General features: G+C 71.1%; 22 protein-coding genes. 17 read left to right on the top strand and 5 right to left on the bottom strand.

The window, feature by feature from the left end:
- Positions 1 to 46: 46 nt before the first annotated feature.
- The 10 genes from AC4D2F_RS06355 to AC4D2F_RS06310 all read left to right on the top strand — a co-directional run bounded on the left by AC4D2F_RS06355 (position 47) and on the right by AC4D2F_RS06310 (position 13265).
- On the top strand, positions 47 to 418 hold the full coding sequence (locus AC4D2F_RS06355) for a holo-ACP synthase (RefSeq protein WP_490909895.1): 372 nt from the start codon (positions 47 to 49) through the stop codon (positions 416 to 418).
- A 44-nt stretch (positions 419 to 462) separates the two neighbouring features.
- Complete coding sequence (locus AC4D2F_RS06350; RefSeq protein WP_490909894.1) at positions 463 to 2025, top strand: bifunctional ADP-dependent NAD(P)H-hydrate dehydratase/NAD(P)H-hydrate epimerase; 1563 nt, start codon at positions 463 to 465, stop codon at positions 2023 to 2025.
- A 141-nt stretch (positions 2026 to 2166) separates the two neighbouring features.
- A complete protein-coding gene (glgX, locus tag AC4D2F_RS06345) occupies positions 2167 to 4353 on the top strand; it encodes a glycogen debranching protein GlgX (protein WP_490909893.1) in 2187 nt (728 codons plus the stop codon).
- A 54-nt stretch (positions 4354 to 4407) separates the two neighbouring features.
- Complete coding sequence (gene treY, locus AC4D2F_RS06340) at positions 4408 to 6720, top strand: malto-oligosyltrehalose synthase (protein ID WP_490909892.1); 2313 nt, start codon at positions 4408 to 4410, stop codon at positions 6718 to 6720.
- A complete protein-coding gene (gene treZ, locus AC4D2F_RS06335; protein WP_490909891.1) occupies positions 6717 to 8471 on the top strand; it encodes a malto-oligosyltrehalose trehalohydrolase in 1755 nt (584 codons plus the stop codon). The genes treY and treZ overlap by 4 nt, the downstream gene beginning before the upstream one ends.
- Before the next feature lie 155 nt (positions 8472 to 8626).
- Positions 8627 to 9829, top strand: a complete 1203-nt coding sequence (locus AC4D2F_RS06330) for a GGDEF domain-containing protein (protein ID WP_104166293.1) — start codon at positions 8627 to 8629, stop codon at positions 9827 to 9829.
- A 171-nt stretch (positions 9830 to 10000) separates the two neighbouring features.
- A complete protein-coding gene (locus AC4D2F_RS06325) occupies positions 10001 to 10717 on the top strand; it encodes an EAL domain-containing protein (protein ID WP_258069765.1) in 717 nt (238 codons plus the stop codon).
- Positions 10718 to 10832: 115 nt separating this feature from the next.
- Positions 10833 to 11879, top strand: a complete 1047-nt coding sequence (gene mgrA / locus AC4D2F_RS06320; RefSeq protein WP_490909890.1) for an L-glyceraldehyde 3-phosphate reductase — start codon at positions 10833 to 10835, stop codon at positions 11877 to 11879.
- A complete protein-coding gene (locus AC4D2F_RS06315; protein ID WP_490909889.1) occupies positions 11879 to 12388 on the top strand; it encodes a GNAT family N-acetyltransferase in 510 nt (169 codons plus the stop codon). The genes mgrA and AC4D2F_RS06315 overlap by 1 nt, the downstream gene beginning before the upstream one ends.
- Before the next feature lie 76 nt (positions 12389 to 12464).
- Positions 12465 to 13265 carry an HpcH/HpaI aldolase family protein gene (locus AC4D2F_RS06310; protein WP_490909888.1) on the top strand — a complete coding sequence of 267 codons (801 nt, stop codon included), beginning with the start codon at positions 12465 to 12467 and terminating at the stop codon, positions 13263 to 13265.
- Here AC4D2F_RS06310 and AC4D2F_RS06305 read toward each other — a convergent pair.
- Both AC4D2F_RS06305 and AC4D2F_RS06300 read right to left on the bottom strand, forming a co-directional pair.
- Complete coding sequence (locus AC4D2F_RS06305) at positions 13220 to 14575, bottom strand: family 4 glycosyl hydrolase (RefSeq protein WP_490909887.1); 1356 nt, start codon at positions 14573 to 14575, stop codon at positions 13220 to 13222. The genes AC4D2F_RS06310 and AC4D2F_RS06305 overlap by 46 nt on opposite strands.
- Positions 14572 to 14820: a hypothetical protein gene (locus AC4D2F_RS06300; RefSeq protein WP_490909886.1), complete on the bottom strand. Its 249-nt coding sequence runs from the start codon at positions 14818 to 14820 to the stop codon at positions 14572 to 14574. Before AC4D2F_RS06300 ends, AC4D2F_RS06305 begins: the two co-directional genes overlap by 4 nt.
- Positions 14821 to 14943: 123 nt before the next feature.
- On the opposite strand from AC4D2F_RS06300, the gene AC4D2F_RS06295 reads away from it, so the two are divergent.
- On the top strand, positions 14944 to 16083 hold the full coding sequence (locus tag AC4D2F_RS06295; protein WP_104166281.1) for a carbohydrate kinase family protein: 1140 nt from the start codon (positions 14944 to 14946) through the stop codon (positions 16081 to 16083).
- Between the two features lie 7 nt (positions 16084 to 16090).
- Here the strand turns inward: AC4D2F_RS06295 and AC4D2F_RS06290 are convergent, their stop codons facing one another.
- Positions 16091 to 17149 (bottom strand): phosphatase PAP2 family protein, encoded by a 1059-nt coding sequence (locus AC4D2F_RS06290; protein WP_104166279.1) that lies wholly within the window; start codon positions 17147 to 17149, stop codon positions 16091 to 16093.
- 82 nt (positions 17150 to 17231) lie between these two features.
- Positions 17232 to 17810 (bottom strand): GIY-YIG nuclease family protein, encoded by a 579-nt coding sequence (locus AC4D2F_RS06285; protein WP_490909885.1) that lies wholly within the window; start codon positions 17808 to 17810, stop codon positions 17232 to 17234.
- 90 nt (positions 17811 to 17900) lie between these two features.
- On the opposite strand from AC4D2F_RS06285, the gene alr reads away from it, so the two are divergent.
- The 6 genes from alr (at position 17901) to AC4D2F_RS06255 (ending at position 22610) form a co-directional block, all read left to right on the top strand.
- Entirely contained in the window at positions 17901 to 19073 is a 1173-nt protein-coding gene (alr, locus tag AC4D2F_RS06280) for an alanine racemase (protein WP_104166277.1), read from the top strand.
- Positions 19057 to 19602, top strand: coding sequence for a tRNA (adenosine(37)-N6)-threonylcarbamoyltransferase complex ATPase subunit type 1 TsaE (tsaE, locus tag AC4D2F_RS06275; protein ID WP_490909884.1), 546 nt, complete (start codon positions 19057 to 19059; stop codon positions 19600 to 19602). Before alr ends, tsaE begins: the two co-directional genes overlap by 17 nt.
- Positions 19603 to 19611: 9 nt before the next feature.
- On the top strand, positions 19612 to 20292 hold the full coding sequence (gene tsaB, locus AC4D2F_RS06270; protein WP_490909883.1) for a tRNA (adenosine(37)-N6)-threonylcarbamoyltransferase complex dimerization subunit type 1 TsaB: 681 nt from the start codon (positions 19612 to 19614) through the stop codon (positions 20290 to 20292).
- Positions 20289 to 20780, top strand: a complete 492-nt coding sequence (gene rimI, locus AC4D2F_RS06265; RefSeq protein ID WP_490909882.1) for a ribosomal protein S18-alanine N-acetyltransferase — start codon at positions 20289 to 20291, stop codon at positions 20778 to 20780. The genes tsaB and rimI overlap by 4 nt, the downstream gene beginning before the upstream one ends.
- Positions 20777 to 21862, top strand: a complete 1086-nt coding sequence (gene tsaD / locus AC4D2F_RS06260) for a tRNA (adenosine(37)-N6)-threonylcarbamoyltransferase complex transferase subunit TsaD (RefSeq protein WP_104166269.1) — start codon at positions 20777 to 20779, stop codon at positions 21860 to 21862. The genes rimI and tsaD overlap by 4 nt, the downstream gene beginning before the upstream one ends.
- Positions 21863 to 21995: 133 nt before the next feature.
- Entirely contained in the window at positions 21996 to 22610 is a 615-nt protein-coding gene (locus AC4D2F_RS06255) for a GNAT family N-acetyltransferase (protein WP_104166267.1), read from the top strand.
- 78 nt (positions 22611 to 22688) lie between these two features.
- On the opposite strand, the gene AC4D2F_RS06250 is transcribed toward AC4D2F_RS06255, so the two are convergent.
- Entirely contained in the window at positions 22689 to 23078 is a 390-nt protein-coding gene (locus AC4D2F_RS06250) for a nuclear transport factor 2 family protein (RefSeq protein ID WP_104166265.1), read from the bottom strand.
- Positions 23079 to 23083: the final 5 nt, after the last annotated feature.

Raw genomic sequence — 23083 nt, 5'->3', positions numbered from 1 at the left:
CGGTGCCGCTGCGGAGCTCCGCGGCGGCACCCGGCCGGGTGCGGGTGTGATCGTCGGCATCGGCGTCGACGTCGTGGACGTCGAACGCTTCCGGCAGCAGCTCGAACGCACCCCGGCGCTCCTCGAGCGTCTGTTCGTGCCCGCCGAACGCCACCTGAACACCCGGTCGCTTGCCGCGCGTTTCGCGGCCAAGGAGGCCGTCGCGAAAGCGGTCGGCGCTCCCGTGGGCATGAACTGGCAGCACTGCACCATCGCGGTGGACGAGACCGGCGCACCGTCCGTCGTGGTGGACGGGACCGTGGCCGACGCCGCCGCCGCCCGGGGCGTCCAGACGTGGCATCTGTCCATCAGCCACGACGGCGGGCTCGCCACGGCCATGGTCGTGGCCGAGGGCAGCATACCGGCAGGCCGCCAATAGTAACCTTGCTGATTATCGTCTGGCTTACCGCTAAGCTCGATCATATGCTCCAAGCATTTTCCACTGGTGACGTCCGCGCTGCGGAGGCACCGCTCCTCGACGCCGGCCAGGGTGACGCCCTGATGCAGCGGGCTGCCCACGGCCTGTTCGGCGTGGCCCTCGGCCTCCTGCGCGAGGCCGGTCGCGGCACCTACGGGGCCACCGCCGTCGTGCTGGCCGGGAGCGGGAACAACGGCGCGGATGCGCTGTACGCGGGGGAGCGGCTCCTGCGGCGGGGCGTCGGGGCAACGGCGATCCTCACGGCGGACCGCGTCCACGACGCTGCGCTCGAGGCTTTCACGCACGCCGGCGGGACGAGCGTCCGCCTAAGCGACGCCCCCGACCTCGCCGCCCTGGCGGCCCATGCGGCCGCCTCCGACATCCTCCTCGACGGTATCCTCGGCACCGGTGCCGGCGGCGGCCTGCGCGGCCCCGCCGCGGACTTCGTCCGGGCCTTCGACGCGGCGGCCGGCCCGCGTGCGGCCCGATCCACGATCGTCGTCGCCTGCGACCTGCCGAGCGGCATCGGCGTGGACACCGGCCGCATCGACGGGCCCGTCCTCCTCGCGGATGCGACAGTCACCTTCGGGGCCGCGAAGCCCGGCCTCCTGATCGGCGGCGGCGCGGTGGCGGCCGGTGAGCTGAACGTGGTCGACATCGGCCTCGACTTCTCCGGGTTCACGCCGGCCGCGCGCAGCCTCCAGGGCGCCGACGCCGCAGCCGTCCTCCGCCTGCCCGGGGCGCACGACCACAAGTATTCGCGTGGGGTGCTCGGCGTCGCCGCGGGATCCACGCGCTACCCGGGAGCTGCCGCCCTCGCCGTCGGTGCGGCGCTGGCCACCGGAGTCGGGATGGTGCGCTACCTCGGCCCCGATGCCGTCGCCGCGCTGGTCCACCAGTGGAACCCCGAGGCCGTGGCGTCCACCGGATCGATCGCCGAGGCGCGCTCCCAGGCATGGCTCGTCGGCCCCGGTGCCGTGGACGACGACGACCAGCGGCGCCGGGCCGTCGACGCCATCGCCTCGGGGCTGCCCGTCGTCGTCGACGCGGGGGCGCTGACCGCGGTGCCCGAACGCATGGGCCCGCAGGTCGTCCTCACGCCGCACGCGGGAGAACTGCGCGAGCTGCTGGCGGCCCGCGGGGTCGACGCGGAGCGGTCCGAGATCGAGGCCGAGCCCGCGCATTTCGCGCTGCGTGCCGCCGAGAGCACGGGCGCCACGGTGCTGCTCAAGGGGTACACGACCGTCGTCGCAGCCCCCTCCGGCGCGTTGTTCGTCCAGGCCGATGCGACCCCCTGGCTCTCCACCGCAGGCTCCGGGGACACGCTCTCCGGTATCATCGGTGCGCTCATCGCGACGCTCGCCGGGGACGACGGCGCGGCGGTCCGCGTAGGGGTGGTGGATGCCGACCTCTGGGCGGCCATCGCCGCCGCGGGAGCACTGATCCACGGAAGGGCCGGACAGCTCGCTGCCCGGTCCGGACCCGTGGTGGTGTCCGGTCTGCCCGGGTCCATCCGTGCGGTGGTCGCGGACCTCGTGGAGGAGCGTCGCCTAGCCGCAACCCCCTGAGGTGACCGACCCAATTAACCGCGCTGACAGACGAATGCGCTATGTATGAAGCAAGCACGCGGGGCACCAGGACCCCGACGCCTGCGAGTGATACGTGACCGCCCATGGAGGCGGCCGCGGCAGAAGATACAAGGAGAACTCATGGAACTATGGCCCGGCGACGCTTATCCCCTGGGAGCCACCTACGATGGCACCGGCACGAACTTCGCGCTCTACAGTGAGGTCGCGGACCTGGTTGTCCTCTGCCTCTTCGACGACGACGGCACGGAGACGCGCATCGAGCTCAAGGAGGTCGACGGCTACGTCTGGCACGGGTACCTCCCGCAGGTGACTCCCGGGCAGAAGTACGGCTACCGGGTCCACGGCCCGAACAACCCGGCAGAGGGACACCGCTGCAACCCGAACAAGCTCCTCCTCGACCCGTACGCCAAGGCCATCTCCGGCGACCTCGACTGGGACCAGGCGCTGTTCGGCTACAACTTCGGCGACGAGCACTCCGTCAACAACGACGACTCCGCAGCGCACATGATGCTCGGCGTCGTCGTCAACCCCTTCTTCAACTGGGACGGCGACCGCATGCCGCGGACGCCCTACCACCAGTCCGTCATCTACGAGGCGCACGTCAAGGGCCTCACGCAGCTGCACCCGGACATCCCCGAGGAGCAGCGCGGCACCTACGCCGGCATCGCCCACCCCTCGGTGATCGCGCACCTGCAGAAGCTCGGCGTCACGGCGATCGAGCTCATGCCCGTGCACCAGTTCGTGAACGACAGCACGCTCCAGGAGAAGGGCCTCTCGAACTACTGGGGCTACAACACCATCGGCTTCTTCGCGCCGCACAACAAGTACAACTCCTCCGGGGACCAGGGCGAGCAGGTCCAGGAGTTCAAGGCCATGGTGCGCGAACTGCACCTGGCGGGCATCGAGGTCATCCTCGACGTGGTGTACAACCACACCGCCGAGGGAAACCACATGGGCCCCACCATCTCCATGCGCGGCATCGACAACGCGTCCTACTACCGCCTGGTGGAGGACGACAAGCAGTACTACATGGACACCACGGGCACCGGTAACTCCCTCAACGTCGGGAACCCGCACTCCCTGCAGCTGCTCATGGACTCCCTGCGCTACTGGGTCACCGAGATGCACGTCGACGGCTTCCGTTTCGACCTGGCCTCGGCCCTCGCCCGCGAGTTCTACGAGGTGGACCGCCTGTCGGCCTTCTTCGAACTCGTGCAGCAGGATCCGATCGTCTCGCAGGTCAAGCTCATCGCCGAGCCCTGGGACGTCGGACCCGGCGGCTACCAGGTGGGCAACTTCCCGCCGCAGTGGACGGAGTGGAACGGCAAGTACCGCGACACCGTCCGTGACTTCTGGCGCGGCGAGCCTTCCAGCATCGGTGAGTTCGCGTCCCGCCTGACGGGCTCGGCCGACCTCTACGAGCACAGCATGCGACGCCCCGTCGCCTCGATCAACTTCGTCACGGCCCATGACGGGTTCACGCTGCGCGACCTCGTGTCCTACAACGAGAAGCACAACGAGGCCAACGGCGAGGACAACAACGACGGCGAATCGCACAACCGGTCATGGAACGGCGGCGCCGAGGGACCCACCGACGACCCCGAGGTCCTCGCACTCCGGGTCCGGCAGCAGCGCAACTTCATCGCGACACTGCTGCTCTCCCAGGGCGTTCCGATGCTGCTGCACGGCGACGAGATCGGCCGCACGCAGGACGGCAACAACAACACCTACTGCCAGGACTCCGAGCTCAGCTGGGTGCACTGGGACAAGATGGACCAGCCGCTGCTCGAGTTCACGGCGGCCGTCAACCGCCTGCGCTCCGAGCACCCCACCTTCCGCCGTCGCCGGTTCTTCGACGGACGGCCCGTGCGCCGCGGCGAGGGCGAGGCACTGCCGGACATCGTCTGGCTGGACACCGCAGGTGAGCTCATGGCCCCCGAGGACTGGGACAGCGGCTTCGGCCGCTCGATCGGCGTGTTCCTCAACGGGCAGGGCATCCAGGGGCGCGACGCCCGTGGACAGCGGATCGTCGATGCCAACTTCCTGCTCTACTTCAACGCGCATGACGAGGCCGTCGACTTCACGATCCCGTCGGACGAGTACGGCGTCTCCTGGGACGAGGTGATCGACACGGCCGGCAAGTACGCCGACACCGCCGCCATCCCGGCCGGCGCCACGGTCTCGGTCGAGGCGAAGTCCATGGTGGTCCTCCGGGTCCACACGGAGGTCGAGGACCTCGACCACTCGGTCGCGGCGTCGCTGGCGATCCTCGCCAACGAGGTCACCGCCAAGACGGGCACCCCCTAGCGCCTGTCCCGCCCGGACAGGTACACCCACCCACCGTCCCAGGAGGACCCCCACGTGTTGACACCGAAATCGACCTACCGGCTGCAGATCCGGAGCGAGTTCGACCTGCATCGGGCCGCGGCCCTGGTGCCGTACCTGCACGACCTGGGGGTGGACTGGGTGTACCTGTCGCCGATCCTCACGGCGGAGAAGGGGTCCGGGCACGGCTACGACGTCACCGACCCCACCACCGTGGACCCCGACCGCGGCGGTCCGGACGGCCTCGCTGCCCTCAGTGAGGCCGCCCGGGCGGCGGGCCTGGGCGTCCTCGTCGACATCGTGCCCAACCACATGGGCATCGAGACCCCCGGGGACAACGCGTGGTGGTGGCAGCTCCTGGCGGAGGGCCGCGGCTCGCGCATGGCCGAGGCGTTCGACGTCGACTGGGACGCCAACGGGGGGCGCCTCCGGGTCCCGGTCCTCGGCGACGGCGACGACGAGCTGGACCAGCTCGCGGTCGCCGACGGTGAGCTGCACTACTACGACAACCGGTTCCCGATCGCGGACGGCACGGCCCACCCCGGCGACACGGGGGCGGAGGTCCACGCCCGCCAGCACTACGAACTCGTGAACTGGCGCCGGGCGGATGCGGAGCTCAACTACCGGCGGTTCTTCGGCGTGAACACCCTCGCAGGGCTGCGCGTCGAGGTCCCCTGGGTGTTCCAGGAGAGCCACAGCGAGGTCAAGCGGTGGTTCGACGAGGGGCTCGTGGACGGACTGCGCATCGACCACCCCGACGGTCTCGCCGACCCGAAGGGCTACCTGGAGGACCTCCGCACCCTGACCGGTGGCGCCTACGTGCTCGTGGAGAAGATCCTCGAGCCGGGGGAGAAGCTCCCGACGGACTGGGCGACGGAGGGCACCACCGGCTACGACGCCCTCGCGGACATCGACCGGCTGTTCACCGACCCTGCGGGGGAGCACGAGCTCACGCGGTCCGTGCCGGTCGCGCCGTTCCACGAGATGATCCACGGGACCAAGCGCGGCATCGCCGACGGCATCCTCCGCTCCGAGGTGCTGCGGCTCGCGCGCCTCGTCCCGGCCACTGCGGACCTCGACGCCGACACGACGGCCGACGCGATCGCCGAACTGCTCACCTGCTTCCCCGTCTACCGCAGCTACCTGCCCGGCGGTGCCGAGTACCTCGCCGACGCGGTACGGGACGCCCAGGTGCGCCGCCCCGACCTCGCGGACGCCCTCGCCGTGCTCCACCCGCTCCTGAACCCGTTCCTCGAGGGCCCCGGGGAGCTCACCGAACTCGCGCGTCGCTTCCAGCAGACCTCCGGCATGGTGATGGCGAAGGGCGTCGAGGACACCGCGTTCTACCGGTACTCCCGCCTCGTCTCGCTCAACGAGGTCGGCGCCGACCCGTCCATCTTCTCGATCGACCCGCTGGAACTGCACCGTCGCCTGCTCGAACGGCAGGCCGAGAGCCCGCTGGCCATGACGACCCTCAGCACGCACGACACCAAGCGCAGCGAGGACACGCGGTCGCGCATCTCCGTGCTCTCGGAACTCGCCGGCGAATGGACAGGCCTCCTCGACCAGCTGGAGGAGCTGGCCCCCATCAAGGACCCGTCCTTCGCGCCGCTCCTGTGGCAGTCGCTCATCGGGGCCTGGCCGCTCAGCAGGGAGCGGGCCCACGCCTACGCCGAGAAGGCGTCCCGCGAAGCGGATTCCAGCACGCACTGGACCGCGCCGGACGAAGGGTTCGAACGCGGCATGCACGACGCCGTCGACGCGGCCTTCGACGACGACGCCGTGGCGTCGCTGATCTCCGGCCTCGTCGCGCGGATCCAGCAGGCCGGCTGGTCCAACTCGATCGGCCTGAAGCTGCTCCAGCTCACCATGCCGGGGGTGCCGGACGTCTACCAGGGGACCGAGTTCTGGGACACCTCCCTCGTGGATCCCGACAATCGCCGCGAGGTGGACTACGACGCCCGCCGCCAGGTGCTGACCGACCTCGACTTCGGCGCGCTGCCCCAGGTCGATGCCGACGCCCACGCGAAGCTGCTCGTCGTGTCACGCGCCCTCAGACTGCGCCGTGACCGTCCCGAACTGTTCACCGGCTACACCGCGATCACGTCCTCCGGTGCGGCAGCGGACCACGTCTTCGCGTTCGACCGCGGAGGGGCCGTCACCCTGATCACGCGCCTGCCCTACACGCTCGCGCAGGGCTCCGGCTGGGGCGACACCACGCTCGAGCTCCCCGAGGGCCGGTACACCTGTGCCCTCACGGGCGCCTCGGTGACCGGCGGCACGGTCAGGGCCGCCGACATCTTCTCCACCTTCCCCGCAGCACTACTGGTCCAGGAGGACGCAGCATGAGTTCGCCATTCGAGGTCTGGGCACCCCGCGCCACGTCCCTCACCCTCGTCGCCGACGGCGCCCGATACCCCATGACGCAGGGTGGAGGCGGGTGGTGGCACGCCCCGGAGGCCCCCGCGGCCGGCGAGGACGTGTCCTACGGCTACCTCGTCGACGACGCCGGGACACCCGTGCCCGATCCCCGGTCACGGCGCCAGCCCGACGGCGTGCACGGGCTCTCGCGGACGTTCGACCCGTCCGCGCACCAGTGGCAGGACGCGTCGTGGCAGTCTCCGGGGATGAACGGCGGCGTCATCTACGAGATGCACCTCGGCACCTTCACCCCCGAGGGAACCCTCGACGCCGCCATCGGCAAGCTGGACCACCTGGTGGACCTCGGTGTCCAGTACGTGGAACTCCTGCCCGTCAACGCGTTCAACGGCACGCACAACTGGGGTTATGACGGCGTCCTCTGGTACGCGGTGCAGGAGACGTACGGCGGCCCGGCCGCCTACCAGCGCTTCGTCGACGCGGCACACCAGGCGGGTCTGGGCGTCATCCAGGACGTCGTCCACAACCACCTCGGTCCGAGCGGCAACTACCTGGGGCTCTTCGGTCCCTACCTCACCGAGGGCCTGTCCAACACGTGGGGCGACTCCCTGAACCTCGACGGCCCGCAGTCGGACGAGGTCCGGAACTACGTCCTCGAGAACCTGCTGATGTGGTTCCGGGACTACCACGTGGACGGGCTGCGCCTCGATGCCGTGCACGCATTGCACGACGAGCGCGCGGTGCACATCCTCGAGGAGTTCGCCATCCGCACGGACGAGTGTGCGGCGGAACTCGGCAAGCCGCTGTTCCTCATCGCCGAATCGGACCTCAACGATCCGCGCCTCATCCAGGGCCGCGAGGTCGGTGGCTACGGTCTCGCCGGGCAGTGGAGCGACGACTTCCACCACGCGGTGCACGTCAACCTGACGGGGGAGACCGAGGGGTACTACCTCGACTTCGACTCGGTGGGCGCGCTCGCCAAGGTCCTCGAGAAGGGTTTCTTCCACAACGGCACCTATTCGTCCTTCAGGGAACGTCACCACGGCCGCGAGATCGACCCGGCCCGGGTCAGCCCCCTGCAACTCGTCGTCGCGACCCAGAACCACGACCAGATCGGCAACAGGGCCGCCGGCGACCGCATCAGCGCGACGCTGAACCCGGCGCAGCTCGCGCAGGCGGCGGTCCTGAACATCCTCGGGCCGTTCACGCCGATGCTGTTCATGGGCGAGGAGTACGGGGCGTCGACGCCGTGGCCGTTCTTCACGTCCCACCCGGAGCCGGAGCTCGGAAAGGCCACCGCGGAGGGGCGGCTCAGGGAATTCGAGCGCATGGGCTGGCGCCCGGAGGACGTCCCCAACCCGCAGGACCCCGCGACCTTCGCCTCGGCCAAGCTGGACTGGGCGGAAGTGGAGCAGGGACACCACGCCGACCTGCTGTCCACGTACCGCGAGCTCATCCGCCTCCGCCGGTCACGACCGGAACTGCGCGACCCCGACTTCGGCAGCATCTCCGTGGACTTCGACGAGGACAGCCGCTGGATCGTCCTGCATCGGGGCAGCACCGCCGTGATCCTCAACCTGAGCGACGCGATGGTGACCGTCCCGGTGGGCGGCAGCACCGCGGAGGTCCTGCTGTCCACGGTGGACGGCGTCGGGCTGCTGGCCGACACGGTGCAGCTGCCGGCACACGCCTCCCTGGTCCTCGCCCCGGGCCGAGCGTAGATCAGGACTCTGCAAGGGTTTCGACAGGAGAGGGCGCCCACCGGCCGAAGGGTCGGTGGGCTCCTGCATACTGGCTGGAGATTCTTCCCCCCGGGAGGCGAATCCCCTGGGCATCCGGAGACGGGACCGGGAAGAACGAGACGGCAGGAACACCTATGACGCTGGACATCACCACACTGCGGGTTGCCTTCGGCGCCGTCGCGATCACCCTCCTGGTGCTCTTCTACACCGTGGCGTTCCGCCAGACCCGCTCCGCCTACAGCGCCTGGTGGTGTGCAGCGATCCTGTTCTTCTGCATCGGATCCTCCATCCACCTGCTCGACGGCTCCCACCACCAGGTCTGGGCGCACCCCACGGCCCACACGCTGTCGGTCATGGGAACGGTCAGCGTCTGGGCCGGGGCGCGGACCCTGCGGACCGGAAGGCCGGGCTGGCTGCAACTCGCGGCGGCGCCGCTGCTGACCCTGCTGGCCTCGGTGGTCGACAGCCCGGCGACGAACACGTGGTCCGGTGGAGCGGTGTTCCTCGGCATGATGTCCCTGACGATCGGGCTCGCCTCGTGGGAGCTGTGGCGCCTGCCCAGCAGCTACAGCAGGGTGCAGGCGCCGCTCGCGGCCGCCTCCGGGGCCGTCGCGGTGCTGTACCTCGCCCGGGGCGTCGCCTTCGTCGTGGGAGGACCGGACGGCTACGTGTTCACCACCTTCTTCGATTCGAGCATCACGGCACTGGTCACCCTGGTCCTGCTGGTCATCGTGTCCTTCAGCGCGGCCGCGCTCAGCGCCGAGCAGATCGCGGCCGACCTGCGGACGCGTGCCGACCGGGACGCCCTGACCGGGCTGCTCAACCGCGCCGGATTCCTCGACCTCGCACACCTGCACGTGGACCGCCTGGCACGGACGGAACGGCCCGGAGCGCTCATCCTCGCCGACCTCGACTTCTTCAAGGCGATCAACGACACCCACGGCCATGCAGCCGGTGACAGCGTGCTGAAGGCCTTCGCGCAGGCCTGTTCGGAGACGGTCCGTGCCACGGACCTCGTGGGGCGGTACGGCGGCGAGGAGTTCATCTTCCTGCTGCCCGGTGCCTCGGTCTCCCGGACCGAGGACATCACCCGCGACGTGAGCCTGGCGCTGCGGGTGCAGCCCACACCGGGTGGCTTCACGATGCCCACGGTGAGTTACGGCATCTCCTCGATCGAGGCGTCCGGCTACGACCTCGATGCGGCGATCGCCGCGGCCGACCGCGCGCTGTACACGGCGAAAGCCGGGGGGCGGGACAAGTCCGTCCAGGCCGTCGGACCGGCGGACCAGCGACACGGCACGTCCCCGGGATCTCCCGGGGACGACGTCAGGGTCTGAACCGCGCGCTCGGGTGATCACCAGCCCGGCGCGGCGCGCGGAAACCGGCTCTCGCGTGGCACATCCGCACCGGACGGTGCATGTCCTATGGTGGACCGGACCAGTAAGGGGGCACTCCGCATGGCATGCAACGGCTGCGCGACATCGTCACGACTCGACTTCGATTTCAGCATGGCTTTCCAGCCGATCTACGACGCGGTGGACGACCGGGTGTGGGGCTACGAGGCGCTGGTCAGGGGGCTGGCGGGCGAGGGCGCCTTCGAGGTGCTGTCGAGGGTCTCCCCGGAGCAGAAGTACCGCTTCGACCAGGACTGCCGGATCAAGGCCATCGAACTCGCGTCGCGGCTGTTTCCCGCGGACGAAGAGGTGAAGCTGTCGATCAACTTCATGCCGAACGCGGTCTACGAACCGGCGGCATGCCTCCGTGCGACGCTGCTCGCGGCCGCTCGATGCAGTTTCCCGACGTCGTCGATCATGTTCGAGTTCACCGAGAACGAGGAAGTCGCGGACACCGCCCACCTCACGAACATCATCACCGAGTACCGCAAGCATGGTTTCACCACCGCCATCGACGACTTCGGTGCCGGCCATGCGGGACTGGGGCTCCTGGTCGAGTTCCAGCCGGATCTGATCAAGATCGACATGAAGCTCGTCCGGGGAGCCGACAGCAGCCCGGCGCGCCAGGCCGTCGTCGCCGGCATCGTGGGCATCGCCGAGGACCTCGGCATCACGGTGCTCGCAGAAGGCGTCGAGACGGAGGCGGAGTTCGCGTTCCTGAAGCGGAGCGGCATCCGCCTGTTCCAGGGCTACTGGTTCGCGAAGCCGGCCTTCGAGGAACTCCCCCAGGTCCGGATCCGATCGGGTGCGGCGATCAGCGCCAGCGCCTGACCAGGCGCCCCGGCCCGGGCTTCCCGACGATCGGGCCGGCCACGCCTCCTCGCCGGATGTCCAGCGACGTCATTCCGTCCCACGCCGCGTCGGGATGCTCCCCTAGGATGAAGCAATGACGCATCACCCTGTTGAGAGCCGCTACGAGTCGATGCCGTACCGCCGGGTGGGGGTGAGCGGGCTGCAGTTACCCGCGGTGTCCCTGGGCCTGTGGCACAACTTCGGGGACGACAAGGCGTTCGGGGTGCAGCGGGACATCCTGCGCCGGGCGTTCGATCTGGGGGTGACGCATTTCGACCTCGCCAACAATTACGGCCCGCCGTACGGGAGCGCGGAGACGAACTTCGGCCGGCATCTGAAGGACGATTTCCGCCCGTTCCGCGATGAGCTGGTGATCTCCACGAAGGCCGGGTACGACATGTGGCCGGGCCCGTACGGGAACTTCGGGTCGCGGAAGTATCTGCTGGCGAGCCTGGACCAGTCGCTGGAGCGGATGGGCCTGGAGTACGTCGACATCTTCTACAGCCACCGCCCCGATCCGGAGACCCCGTTGGAGGAGACGATGGGCGCCCTGGACACCGCGGTGCGCTCCGGGCGGGCCCTGTATGCGGGGATCTCCTCGTACTCGCCGGAGCGGACCCTGGAGGCCGCGGCGATCCTGAAGGACCTGGGGACGCCGCTGGTGATCCATCAGCCCTCGTACTCGATGCTGAACCGGTGGACGGAGAACGGGTCCCCGAATCTGTTCGAGGCCCTGGAGCAGGTCGGGGCAGGCTCGATCGCGTTCTCCCCGCTGGCGCAGGGCCTGCTGACGAGCCGGTACCTGGACGGGGTGCCGGAGGACTCCCGGGCCGCCGCGGGGAAATCGCTGGATCAGGGCCAGCTCAGTGCGGAGAACCTGGACCGGATCCGGGGCCTGAACCGGATCGCCGAGGGTCGGGGGCAGAGCCTGGCGCAGCTGGCCATCGCCTGGATCCTGCGGGATCGGTCCAGCGGCACCCCGGTGACCTCGGCGCTGATCGGGGCCTCCAGTGTCCGCCAGCTCGAGGACAGCCTCGCCGCCATCGAACGTCTGGATTTCACGGCCGAGGAGCTTCACGCCATCGACGAATACGCCGTCGAGTCCGACATCAACCTCTGGGCCAACGCCCTCGAGGCCTGATGCTCCGGTTCCGGGTGGCCGTCCCGGAGGACTGGCCGGCCATCTGGGACATCCTGCGACCGGTGGCCCGGGCGGGTGAGACCTACTGCTGGGACACCTCCCTGGACGAGGCAGCGGGCCGGCTCGAATGGCTTCCCGGTGCGGCCGGGAGCGATCCGACCCTCGTCGTGGTCGTGGCGGTGGAGGCCGACACCGGTCGCGTCGTCGGCACGGCGCAGTTGCACGCCAACCGGGGCGGCAACGGGGCCCATGTGGCGAACGCCTCCTTCCTGGTCGCGGCCGACGCCGGGGGCCGTGGGGTGGGCCGTGCCCTCGCCGGCCACGTGCTCGAGGAAGCGGGTGCGGCGGGCTACACGGCGATGCAGTTCAACGCCGTCGTCCAGACGAACGAACGGGCTGTCGCCCTCTGGATCTCACTGGGCTTCGCGATCGTCGGGACCGTCCCGGGCGCCTTCCTCCATCCCTCGGCCGGACCGACCGGCCTCCACATCATGCACCGCTTCCTGTAAGCGGGCCACGGCATCGCCACGGCATCGCCACGGCGGCGCGGGGCACCGGCGCGGCGACGCCGGGACACAATGGGGCATGACTACTGAACCAGCCGTCCACCATCCGCTCCTCGGCGCCTGGGCGACGCTCGGGGAGCCCCGCCTGACCAGCGAACTGGCGCGGTCGGGCGTGGGCTGGGTGGGCCTCGACGCCCAGCACGGGCACTTCGACGACCGGTCGCTCAGGGACGCCCTCGCGCTCCGGGCCGCGGACGCCGCCCCCATGCTCGTGCGGGTCGCGGCCAATGACGCCGCACTGATCGGCAGGGCGCTGGATGCCGGAGCCGACGGCGTCGTCGTCCCGCTCGTCAACAGCGTCGCCGACGCGGAAGCGGCGGTGTCGGCCGGCCGCTACCCGCCACGGGGCGCCCGCAGCTGGGGGCCCCTGCCGGGCAGTCGGGCGGTGCACGGTCCGGGGGCCGACGACGCCCCCGTCGCCGTACCGCTCTGTGCCGTCATGATCGAGACCGCCGCCGCGCTCGAGGCGGTCGAGGCGATCGCCGCCGTCCCCGGCGTGGACATGATCTTCGTCGGGCCGTTCGACCTGTCGCTCGCCCTCGGGCTGGACGTCGACGACCTCCTGTCCTCCGCGGAGGACGACGCACCGCTGACACGGATCGCCCGTGCCTGCAGGCAGGCCGGGATCCGGGCGGGCGCGTACGCGGGTTCAGCCGACCGGGCGGCGTTGCTCGCGGCGGCGGGCTTCGACTGGATCGCCGCCGCGACGGACACGGGCCTGCTCGCCCTGGGCGTCCAGGCCCTGCACGGACAGGCGCGGACGGCCCGGCAGGATCAGCCGGACCAGGACGCCTTCAGCGCCGGGAACGCCTCCTCGTAACCCGCGAGCACGCGGGTGGCGGCATGGAAGGAGTCCACGAGGGGATGCCCTGCGAAGGCGCGCAGGGCGGCATCGCGGTCCCGGTCGACGGCGGCGCGGATCGTGTCCTGTTCGACGGCCTTCACCGCGGCCATGAGCCCCAGCTGGTGGGGTGCCAACGGCGCCGCCGGCAGGGGACGGGCGCCGCCGGCGTCCACCACGGACGGCACCTCGACGACGGCATCCGGGGGCAGCTCCCCGAAGGTCGCACCGTTGGGGACGTTGAGGATCAGCTCCGCGCGGCGTCCGGTGAGCAGCGCGCGCATGACCTGGAGGGCGACGCGCTCGTAGCCGCCGCCGGCGAGGTCCGCCTCGTCGCGCTCCTCCTCCGCCGTCCGGGCCTCGGCCAGGTATCCGGACTCCCGCTCGCGCCGCGCGGCCTCCCAGACCGCGAGCGGATCCCCGGACGCCAGGAGTCGGGGGAAGAGGTCCGCCTGCTGGTCGCGGAGCGTCTCGCCGCGCGTCCTGTCGGCGGCGCGGATGGAGCGCAGGGCCTCACGATGGAAGTAGTAGTAGAACAGGTACTCGTTGGGCAGCGCGCCCAGGACCCGGAGCAGATCCGGGCCGAAGAGTCGTCCCTCCTCGAAGCCCGCCAGGCGCGAGGCGTCGGCGAGCAGCCCCGGGAGGCGGTCGGCCCCGCCGTCGTCGAGCCGGCGCAGCCAGCCCAGGTGATTCAGGCCCACGTAGTCCACCCCGGCCAGGGACCCGCGCAGATCCACGCCGGCGGCGCGGGCCGCCCGGGTGACGAGGCCCGACGCCGAGTCGCAGATGCCGATCACGCGGTGGCCCAGGACCGCGGAGAGCGCCTCGGTGACCATGCCGGCCGGGTTGGTGAAGTTGATGAGCCAGGCGTCGGGGGCGAGGTGACGCATCAGCGTGGCCACGCGCATCATGTCGGGAATGGACCGGAGGGCGTACGAGATGCCGCCGGCTCCCACGGTCTCCTGGCCGAGCAGCCCGGAGGCCAGGGCCACGCGTTCGTCGAGGATCCGGCCCTCCGCCCCGCCGCTGCGCACGGCGGCGAACACGAGGTCGGCGCCGGGCAGTGCGTCCTCCAGCCGGGCTGCCACGCGGACCGACGGCGCAGGTGACGCGCCCGACGGCAGTGCGCCGAGCACCCGGGCGATGGCGTGGGCGCGGGCCGGCGAGCTGTCCACCAGGACCACGTGGGACACCAGTCCCGTGAACGGTGCCTGGGACAGTGCCCGATACACGAGGGGCACGCGGAAACCCCCACCCCCCACGACGACGAGGGTGGCGCCGGCGCTCATCGGCCGCCGCGGAACAGGGCGCGGCGCAGGGCATACACCTGCGCTCCCGCGAGGACCAGGCCGATGAGCACACATACCAGGACCGGCACCGACGTGGTGTACGCGAGCACGAAGGCGAGCGAGAGGGCGAAGACCACGGCCGCCACGCCGATCAGGATGCGGGCACCCAGGGGCAGCAGCGGTGACGGCTCCCCCGGATACCGGTCGGTGCCCGTGTCCCTGCCGCTGTCCCTGTCCGGGGTCATGGTGTCCCTGCCATGCCTCCAGCCTACGGAAGAAGCACCGGATCCTCGCCCCTCGGGGTGATTCCACAAGACGAGCACTCCGGCGGGCCGCCGACCGCCCGCCGGACCAGTAAGGTGCCGTACATGGCCCAACAGCACCGCTTCGATCCCCTGGCAGCCACGCGGGGCCCGGACGGGCCCGAGTTCGACCTGCTCCTCACCGGGCAGGTCTTCTTCGACATCGTGTTCACGGGGCTGGAGCGGCTTCCGGCGCCGGGCACCGAGGTGTGGACCGACGGCATGGGTTCCGGCCCGGGAGGGATCGCGAACCAGGCGATCGCCGCGAGCCGCCTCGGTCTGCGCACCACGCTCGCCGCGGCGTTCGGCGACGACGGCTACGGGCAGTTCAACTGGGACGTGCTGCAGGACCAGGAACACGTGGACCTGTCCCGCTCGCGCGTCTTCGGGCAGTGGCACTCTCCGGTCACGGTCTCCCTCTCCGTGCACCAGGACCGGTCGATGGTGACGCACGGCCACGCTGCGCCGCTGCGCGCCACCGAGCTCATCGGAGCGCCGCCGCCGTCGTGCCGTGCCGCCGTCGTCAGCGTGGAGCAGGAGATCGAGCCATGGGCGGAGGCGGCAGCGGCCCGCGGCACGAAACTCTTCGGCGATGTGGGGTGGGACCCGGACGGTGCGTGGGCGCCCGAGACGCTCGCCTCACTCGATCATTTCTACTCGTTCATGCCGAACGCCGTCGAAGCCATGGCATACACCCGCATGGACGATCCATGGGCTGCGCTGTACTCGCTGGCGGACCGGGTTCCGGTCGCGGTCGTCACCGTCGGCCAGCACGGCGCGATCGCCATCGACTCGCTCACGGGGGAGGAGGAGTGGGTGCCCGCCCTTCCCGTGTCCGCCCACGACCCCACGGGCGCCGGCGACTGCTTCAGCGCCGCCTTCGTCATGGCCGACCTGGCGGGCTTCCCGCTCGCCGAACGCCTGGGTTTCGCGAATCTCTGCGCCTCGCTGTCCGTGCAGCACGTCGGCGGTTCGCTGGCAGCTCCCGGGTGGGGTGACATCGCGGACTGGTGGCACCGGGTCAGCGCGGGACGCGACGCGGTGCAGAAGCAGTTGCGGCGCCGCTACGCCTTCCTGGAGGACCTCGTGTCCGACGTCCCGGGCCAGGCATCGCGCAGGGCGGCGGCGACGATCGCGCGGCATTCCGACGCCTCACCGTCGGTCCGTCCCTGCGAGGGCGGCCCGGACGCACCGGGCGTCCGGTGACCTGACCTCACACGCTGCCCGCCGTCGCCAGGACCGGCGCGGTCCGGGGCGGCGCCTCCTCCCCGGACCGCGTCGCGCGTGCTGCGAGCCAGATGGCCAGGGCACCGAGGATTGCGCCGGCGGCGACGTCGACGACGTAGTGCCAGCCGAAATAGACGGTGGCGAGGGCGGTGAGCAGCATGTAGACCCAGAGCGCCGCCTTGATCACGCGCGGCAGGTTGAGCAGGTGCGCCATGACGGCGGCGGTGAAGACGACGGAGACGTGCAGGGAGGCGAAGGCCGCGATGCCGTGGACCGACTGGGTCGCGTGGGGGTCACCCAGGACCCGTACCCGGTTCCGGTAGAGGGACTCCTGCAGCGCGGTGACGGCGGTGTCCGGCAGGTCCGCGAAGTGCTTCGGTTCGACGTAGATCGGGCCCAGGGAGGGCAGGGCGTAGTAGCTGAGCGCTCCGAGGATCCAGTTGAAGGACAGCGCGGTGACGTACCAGGCGCCGTGCGAGAGCCGGCGTGACCAGACGAGCGCCGCAGCCACGGAGACGGGCACGAAGACGAGGTAGGACACGTAGACGGCGGACAGGACGTGCGCGCTCGCTCCCGTGCCGAGGACCTGCTGGAGCACGTCACCGGGGTGGTCGCCGCCGGCGAGCCAGCGGTCGCTCGCCTGCAGGAGCGGATCCGTCACCCGGTCGCGGACGAACGGCAGGAAGCTCTTCATGTTGCGGTACGAGACGTACGCCAGGTAGAAGGTCAGCAGACCCGCCGAGGTCGCCACCAGCCGCGGGGCCGGCCAGCGCCTGCGGAGTTCGACGGCCGCCGCGCGCAGCACGTCCCCCCGGGCGGGCCGACTGCGCAGCATGGAGGTGATCACGTCGACGAGGATGAGCGCCGCCAGGAGCAGGGGCAGCCGGACGTAGCTGGGGCCGAGGAAGCCGTCGGGATCGCGCAGGGGCAGGCCGAAGACCACGGCCACGAGGGCGGTGAGCACGGCGAAGGCAGCCGCCACCGCGAAGGCTGTGCGGAAGAGTTTGTAAGGGGCATGCCCCGTCATCAAGGGCGCGGACTTCATCGAACAGTTCTAATGCATTAAGGTGCCCTTCATCCACCCGGCACCCCGTTCATCCGGTGTTTGCTTCTCAGGACGGGCTCGTTCAGCCCCGTAACGCCGCCGCCTCGCCCAACCACCGGGCGTACAGCGCCCACGGGTCCTCGACCCCCGCGGCGAGGTCGCGGACGTGCTCCTCGAGGTCCTGCGACGCCGCGAACCACTCCGAGCGGCCGAGGCGTGAGGCGGCGAACTCCTGGTGGCGACGGTGCTCCACCAGCCGGTCCCCCTTCTCGAACGCCAGTACCTCGTCATGCCACAGGCGGGCGAGCCGCTGCCGCGGATTCGCCGTCGTGCCGATCTTGATGCGGCTTTCGAACCTGAGGTAGTACACGATGTCCACGCGCGGCGGCGGCAGGCCGTCGTCGAGGACGTCGCCGACCCGCCACTCGCAGGCGGCGCACACCCAGGCGGAGGGATACCGGACACCGAGGCGCGAGCCGCAGGCCCGGCACGCGCCGGGCAGGACGTCGGTCACGCCGTACTCGTCGGCGACCCACTCGCCGATCACCGCGGCGTGGGCCCGACAGACCGGAACGGGGGCGCCGCCCACGGCCCCGCCGCAGGGCCGCCCGTCCTCGCGGCGGAGCTCGCAGGTGCGGCCGTCCTGCCCCGGATCGAACATGTCTTCGATCCTTCCCCGCGGTGTGGCCGGGCGCAACCCCCACGGCCCGTGCAACCACCGGACGGCGGACGGGCGGGCCGAACTGGCAGAATGGGCCGGGTGACTTTCCCCGAACGCGCCGCCGAGATCGACCTCGATGCGCTGCGGCACAACATCCGGCACCTCCGCGACGTGGCGCACCCGGCGCGTGTGATGGCCGTCGTGAAGGCCGACGCCTACGGCCATGGGGCGCTCCCGGTGGCACGTGCCGCGCTCGAGGCGGGAGCCGCGTGGCTCGGCGTGGCCCACGTCAGCGAGGGCGTCGCCCTGAGGAAGGCCGGCATCGAGGCGCCCATCCTCGCCTGGCTGCACACGTCGCGCACCGATTTCACCGCGGGCGTGGAGCACGGACTGGACCTGGGAATCTCCGGCTGGGAGCTGGAGCACGTGGTCGCCGCCGCGCGCGAGCTGGAGCGCCCCGCCATCGTGCACCTGAAGATCGACACCGGGCTGGGCCGCAACGGCTGCCCGCCGGAGCAGTGGGAGGCCCTGCTCGGCCGCGCCGTCGCCCACCAGGAGGAGGGCCTCATCCGCGTCGTCGGGGTCTTCTCCCACCTGGCCGTCGCCGACGAGCCCGCCCGGCCGGAGACCGACCTGCAGGTGCAGGCGTTCCGCGACGCCGTCGCCGCCGCCGAGAAGGCCGGGATCGACGTCGAGGTGCGGCACCTCGCGAACACCCCCGCGACCCTCTCCCGGCCCGACTGCCACTTCGACCTGGTGCGGGTGGGCCTGGGGATCTACGGGCTCTCGCCCTTCGCCGACCAGGGATCCGAGGACCTGGGGCTGCGGCCCGTCATGACGTTCAGCACCACGGTCGCGAACTGCAAGGAGGTGCCCGCGGGCCAGGGCGTCTCCTACGGGTACGCGTACCGCACCCGGAAGCCCACCACGCTGGGGCTCATCCCCGTCGGCTACGCGGACGGGGTCCCCCGCATCGCCACCGGGGCTCCGGTCCAGGTGGGCGGGCGCGTGTACCCCGTGGTCGGGCGGATCGCGATGGACCAGTTCGTCATCGACCTCGGCGCCACCGGTCTGGTGGACACCCCGGCGAGCCCGCTGGGTGAGCGCGCCGTCCTGTTCGGCGGCCGGGACGCGCCGCCCGTCGAGGACTGGGCCGCCGCCGCGCAGACGATCAACTACGAAGTGGTCACCCGCATCAGCGACCGGGTGGAACGGGTCTACCTCGACGCACCCCGGGAGGGCGGCGATGGCACCGGCTCCTGAGTGGTCGGCGTCGTACGACGTCGGTTCGGCCGCCGCGCTCCAGGCGCTCGCCGCCGGCCTCGCACGGCACCTGCGGGCGGGGGACCTGCTGGTCCTCTCGGGAGAACTGGGCGCGGGCAAGACCACCTTCACCCAGGGGCTCGGGCGCGGCCTCGCCGTCGAGGACCGCATCACCTCGCCCACCTTCGTGCTCGTCCGCCAGCACCGCTCCCGCGACGGCCGCCCGGGCCTCGTCCACGTGGACGCCTACCGCCTCGAGAGCGCGTCGGCCGTCGACGACCTCGACCTCGAGGCCACCCTCGATGCCAACGTCACGGTCATCGAGTGGGGTGCCGGGCGCGTGGAGCACCTGGCCGACAGCTGGCTCCGGGTGGACATCACGCGGCCGCTGGGCGGCACCGGTCCGGGTGGGCCGCGCGGCCTCGTCACGGATTTCGACGACGACGGCGAGGACGAGGTGCGCACCGTCACGCTCTCCGGCGCCGGCCCACGCTGGCGCGGAGGGGTGCCGGCGCTGCCGCTCGACTAGGCTTGTCGGGTGCTTCTCCTCGCCCTCGACACCTCCGCCGCGGCCACCGTGGCGCTCCTGCACGACGACGCCGTCGTCGGCCGGTTCGCCAGTGCCGACACGCGCTCGCACGCGGAGGTCCTCGCACCCGCGGTGCACCGGATCCTGTCCGACGCCGGGGTGGCGGGGACCGAGCTCGACGCCGTCGTCGCCGGCGTCGGCCCGGGGCCGTTCACCGGCCTGCGCGCCGGTCTCGTCACCGCCCGGACGCTCGGCTTCGTGTGGGGCGTGCCCCTGTACGGCGTCATGAGCCTCGACGCCCTGGCCTTCGACGCCGCAGCGGGTGGCGCGGTGCCGGCCGGCAGCGCGTTCCTCGCGGGGACGGATGCGCGCCGCGGTGAGGTGTACTGGGCGGCGTACCGGGCGCCGTCGCAGCCCGGGGCCCTGCCCGAACTCCTCGACGGCCCGCACGTGGGCTCCGCGTCCGCGCTCCCCGGCGGGCAGCCGCTCGTCGGCCGGGCCGCGAGCCTGTACCCGGACGACGTCGACGGCGTGCCGTCCTTCGCGGCGTCGGACCCGGACGCCGCGTCCCTCGCCCGCGTGGCCCGCCTGCGGCTGCTCGCCTGCGCGCCCCTGCGGGACACCTCGCCGCTCTACCTGCGGGAATCGGACGCGCAGGTGCCCGGGCCGAGGAAGCGGGCGACGGCGTGAGCTTCCTCCTGCGGGACCTCGCCTTCGAGGACATCGAGACGATCGGCCGGCTCGAGAACGAACTGTTCCCCATCGACGCCTGGCCGCTCGAGATGTTCTACACGGAGTTCTTCCAGCCGGACACCCGGCGCTACCTCGTGGCCGAGGTGGACGGCGAGGCCGTCGGGTACGCAGGCCTCATGGTGATCGACACGACGGCGGACATCCAGACCATCGGCGTCCTCCCGCGCTTCGAGGGCCGGGGCATCGGACGGGCCCTGCTCACCGAGCTGCTCGAGGAGGCCCGCCGGCGCGGCGCCGACAACGTCATGCTGGAGGTCCGCGCCGACAACCCCCGCGCCCAGGCCCTGTACGTCCGGTTCGGGTTCCGGAAGATCCACACCCGGAGGAAGTACTACCGGGACGGGGTGGATGCCTGGGTGATGCGGCTCGTCCTGGCGGACGGCACCGCGGACCACCACACCACGGACGGGGGAGGAACACCGTGACCACCGACCGACCCCTGGTCCTCGGCATCGAATCCTCCTGCGACGAGACCGGCATCGGGATCGTCCGCGGCACCGAGCTGCTGACCAACACCGTGTCCTCCTCGATGGACGAGCACGTCCGCTTCGGCGGCGTCATCCCCGAGATCGCCTCGCGGGCGCACCTGGAGGCCTTCGTCCCGACCCTCCGGGCCGCGCTCGACGACGCCGGCGTCACGCTCGACGAGCTCGATGCGATCGCCGTCACCGCCGGTCCCGGGCTCTCCGGCGCCCTCATGGTCGGCGTCTCCGCGGCGAAGGCGCTCGCCGTCGCCACCGGCAAGCCGCTCTACGCGATCAACCACCTCGTGGCGCACGTCGGCGTCGGCATGGTGGGCGGCACGTTCAGCGACGGCCTGCCGCCGAACCTCGGCGCACTGCTCGTCTCCGGGGGGCACACCGAGATCCTCCGCGTGGTCAACATCGCGAACGACGTCGAACTGCTCGGATCCACGATCGACGACGCCGCGGGCGAGGCCTACGACAAGACGGCCCGGATCCTGGGCCTCGGCTATCCCGGCGGTCCGGCCATCGACCGGCTGGCACGGCAGGGCGATCCGAAGGCCATCCGCTTCCCGCGCGGCCTGTCGCAGCCCAAGTACATGGGCAGCGCGGAGGAGCCCGGCCCGCACCGCTACGACTGGTCCTTCAGCGGTCTCAAGACCGCCGTCGCCCGCTCGGTGGAGCAGTACGAGGCGGCAGGGCTGGAGGTGCCGGTGGCGGACATCGCGGCGTCCTTCCAGGAGGCCGTCGTGGACATCATCACGGCGAAGGCCGTCCTCGCCTGCCGCGAGCACGGGATCACCAACCTGCTGCTGGGTGGGGGAGTGGCCGCCAACCGGCGGCTCCGTGAGCTGACCGGCGAGAGGTGCGCTGCCGCCGGCATCACCCTGACGATTCCCGCGCCCTCGCTCTGCACGGACAACGGCGCCATGGTGGCCGCTCTCGGAGCGCAGATCGTGCTGGACGGGGGTAGCCCGAGCGGCATCGCGTTCGGGACCGATCCGTCCCTCCCCGTGACGAGCGTCATGCTCGCCGAGGCCTAGCCGTCCGACCGGACCCGTGATGGTGAGCATGCTTATTACTAGATAAACTAGCTTTACATCGTCCTAGCCGGCGGCTAGGTTAGGGGAAGGTCAAGAAAACGGCCTGCTCCTTTCTGACCTGAAGGTCAATGCCATGACACCCGTAGCCCGGACTTCTTCCACCACCGCTCGCCTCGATGACGATGCAGCTCCCGCACTCCCCACCGATCACGACACCGCCTATGACGCGTGGCCCGGAATGGCCACCGGCCGTCTCGGAGCGGCGCAGCCTCCGGTCGAACCGCTGATCTTGCCCCACGATTTCACCGGTACCACCACGCGCCAGCTCCGCCGTCTGGTCAACCAGATGTACAAGGTGCTCGACGCCGATTTCCCGCCGTACGGCGCACAGGAGGACTACGACCGCCTCGCCGATGAGCTGGACCGGCGCGCCGCCGAGGCACGTGAGGGCTCGGGCGTGGCGGAGCGTCCCGGCGCCTTCCGCGACAACCCGATGAATCATCGCTTCGAGCTCTTCCAGGACGGGATGCTCGCGGGCTATCTCACCTATTCCCTGCGGGCGGGCACCCTGCGGCTGCACCGCACCGTGGTCGCCGCGGCCTTCGAGGGGGCCGGGCTGGAGGGCGTTCTCATCCAGAAGGTCCTGCTCGATGCCCACAAGCGTCGCCTGGCCGCCCTGCCGTACTGCGACCAGGTCCAGGCGTTCCTGGCGGACAACCCCCAGTACCGGAGCCTCATCGCGAGCTAGGGCAGGAGTACCGCGCGCGGCGTGGACGGTCGGTCATGATGCGGCTGCCGTGTCCTTCGCGCGTGCCGTACGAGGCACTCAGGAGGGGAGATCCCCGATGGCGGCGTATTTCCGGCGCCAGTCGGGGCCGTCCTCGCCGCCGTACAGGGTCCAGTACTCCCGGCCCGAGGTGATCACGCCGTCGGACACCGTCCAGATCGACACGACGCGGAAGATCCCGACGTCCTCCTGCGGCACCTGCACCTCGGACACCACCGCCTCGCCGGCGTCGTAGACCTCGAGCACGTCGATGCTCCACCCGTTCGGTCGCTCCGAGTTCACGGCCACCACGTTGTCCCTGCCGCGGATGACCTCCCGTGTGACGGGCCAGAACACCGTCACGTCCCGGGCGAGGGTCTGCCCGACCGCGGTCCAGTCCCTGCTCCACACCGACGACCAGTACCGCCGGACGACCTCGGTAGATTCCATGGACC

The sequence above is a fragment of the Arthrobacter sp. TJ-263 genome, from assembly GCF_058269155.1.
Note: the sequence above shows the minus strand (reverse complement) of the source record. Positions and strands in the feature narration are given on the sequence as shown.